Here is a 2,802-nt window from a genome sequence, read left to right as displayed (position 1 = left end):
CGATCTCGACGAATACTGGCGTTTTCATCTTGCCCGGCAACACGAACGGGTCCACCAGAGCGGCTACCAGGACGGATACTCCCTCACGGCCTGATCGCTCCAGCCACTGAGGAAGAGCTACACCCATTCGAGATCGCGGGCAGCGTCGGAGGGGCGGCTCCTGCGTTGCGCTGCGGTGGCTGGGCTGCGGCAATCAGAAGGGTGAGGCGTTATGGGATGGATGGGATCTGAGAGGCAATGTCGCAATCAAGTCACGACTTCTTAGACGTGGTGTCCAAGAGTCGGATGTCTCCCGTAAGGTTCCGCTTACCCTCGGTCCATGCCGTATGCGTCAAGGAGCCTGGGAGAGCTAGGACGCAGTCGCTAAGGTGCGGGTCCGGGGACGGTCGGTGACCGTGCCGGCCGGGCGCACTGCACTTCCGGTCGTCGCATGAACGCCCCGAGGGTGCTCAGGCGGCGCGAGGCTCTCGATGGAGGGAAGCGTCGTGACGGTAGTCGGCAGAGTTGTTGCCGCAGGGATGATCGTGGCTGGATCCATCGCGCTCGGCGGCACTGCCCAGGCGTCCGTGGTGGCGGTACGGGCCGATTCCTCCGGGCAGATCACCTCGCCCTCAGACGGTGAGGTGATCTCGGGCTCCTCCGTGGTGGTCTCCGCGCGTACGGGCCTCATGCAGCTGAGGATGGGGCTGTACGTGGACGGGCCCTCCACGCCCAGCCAGAGGATCGCCTCAGGTGGAGCGAACCAGACGCTGTCCGGCACGTTCGACGCAGGCGCTGCTCCCAACGGCACCTTCACCGTGACCCTCAAGGGAGAGATCACCGGGAACCGGTACGCGACGAGCACGTTCAAGTTGCGGCGGCCGGCCGAAGCGCCAGGGGGAGTGAACGCGAGCAGGCAGGGCACCGGCAAGGTGCTCGTCACCTGGAGCAAGGGATCCGAGCCGGACCTGCAGTCGTACGAGGTTTCCAACACCCAGTCAGGCGTTGTGGGGCGGCTGTCCGCCGACAGTGCGTGCTCGGGTTCCTCGTGCAAGGCGGTGCTGGCCGTGCCGTCGAAGGCGGCGGGGCAGAAGGTGGGGTTCTCGGTCAAGGCGTTCAGAGGGGATGGTGACGGCGGTTCGGTCGGGTCGGGAGATTCGGCGGCTGCGTACGTCACCTTCCCTGCCCCACCTGCGGCGCAGCCGACGAAGAAGGCCACGGAAAGCGCGCAGGCGCCGAAGAACAGGGATGCCGATGCTCAGGGCGCCGAGGCGCTGCCGACGTTGCCCGCCAGGAAGCCGAAGGCCGTCTCATCGAGCAAGCCGACGACTGCCACGGCACGCAAGCCGACGACCACGAAGCTGCCCGACATCCCCGACGCTGATCCGAGCGGGAACCTTCCCATCCCCACTGCTGGCGACGATCAGGGCGAGAACGGGGGATTGGTTCCAGCCGATGCGAAGGACGAGGCGGATGAGGCTCCCGTACAGAGCGATGGTGTGAAGGCGCAGTCGAGCGAGTCGTCGATCGGGAACATCGGCCAGTACGGCCTGTACGTCGCGGGGGGAATCCTGCTGCTGTTGCTGGGCGCGCACGCTGGTGCCTGGGCGCGGAGGCGTGCGCTCGCCACAGGTCCTGCGGGCGGCCCCGCTGCTCCGGCCGTGGGTACGGGAATGGGTACGGGCATGGGTACGGGCACTACCGCGACCACGACTGCGGCTGGCGCCGGTACGCGTTCCGCTGGAGCGGCGTTGGTGCACGATGCGCATACAGGGCCGCAGGTTGTCGCGGAGGAGGATGTCAGCACCTCTCCCGTCAGGGGAGCGGTTCGTCGGCCTGCGGTCATCCTGGCCGTCGCCAAGACTCGGATCCCTGAGCAGCCCGCTCAGCCCTCTCCGCCCTCGCAGGCTTCTGGTTCGGGTGCCGAGCGATCACCACTCGGTGCACGGGACCAGCAGGCGGGTCGGGAAGGGGGATCGTCGCTCGATGGTCGGAGGCGGTGGCCGGGTGAGGGGGCGGAGTCGCCGTTGGGCGCTGCTTCTGGCGTGGAGTCGCCGATGGGTTCCGCTGCTGCGGAGCCGTCGCGGCGGGTCGGGGCTGGGGTGCCGCCGTACGGTGCGACCCCGGGGCGACAGGAGGGGCTCGCGTCGGATCGGATGGGCGGCAAGGGACTTGCGGTCGAGCGGATGGGTGGGAAGGAGCGCGCGGAGCACGCGTCTGGTCGGGTGCGTGGGGAGGGCGCCGGTGGCGGGGGTGTGGTGCCGAAGTATGGCGCTGGCGAGGAGTTAGTGGGTGGTGTTCGGGGGCGGCAGGAGGATCGAGATGTGCAGCAGGGGCCGCTCCACATCGCGCTGCCCAGTTCGGCGGTGACGGACGTGCCCGAGTCCACCGAGCCCACGGTTGCTCCCGCCGTACGGCTTGAGGAGCGGTGGGACGACTATCTGCCGCCTTCGCCGAGATCGATGGAGGACAGCGGGTTCTGGGAGCGTCCGCAGCCGGGGGCGGCCGACTTCTGGGCCGCTGATTCGGAGGGCGATGACAGTGGCGACGGGAAGGGCGGCGACGGGCGTACCTACGTGGGGCGTCGGCACAGAGGTGGCGAGAGTTAGTACTCCAGTGACACTTCGCGATCTTGAGGCGTAACGGTCACATGGCGACGGCCACCGCGTGATCATTCGGAGTTTGTGAAGACAACCAAAGATCGTGCGGTGGCCGCGAGCCACAGCGTAGACCCTGACGGCTGGATGGTCATCTTCCACGAGCTGATGGCCCGGATCGCCGGCCGGTTCGGCCGCGTCGAACCCCGTCGCGCCGCGAGCGCGT

General features: G+C 68.1%; 1 protein-coding gene. It reads left to right on the top strand.

The window, feature by feature from the left end:
• The first annotated feature begins 485 nt into the window (after positions 1-485).
• A complete protein-coding gene (locus ABD331_RS60550) occupies positions 486-2,588 on the top strand; it encodes a hypothetical protein (protein ID WP_344496661.1) in 2,103 nt (700 codons plus the stop codon).
• Positions 2,589-2,802 lie beyond the last annotated feature (214 nt).

The organism is Nonomuraea monospora (assembly GCF_039531895.1).
In the GTDB taxonomy this organism is placed as follows: domain Bacteria; phylum Actinomycetota; class Actinomycetes; order Streptosporangiales; family Streptosporangiaceae; genus Nonomuraea; species Nonomuraea monospora.
Note: the sequence above shows the minus strand (reverse complement) of the source record. Positions and strands in the feature narration are given on the sequence as shown.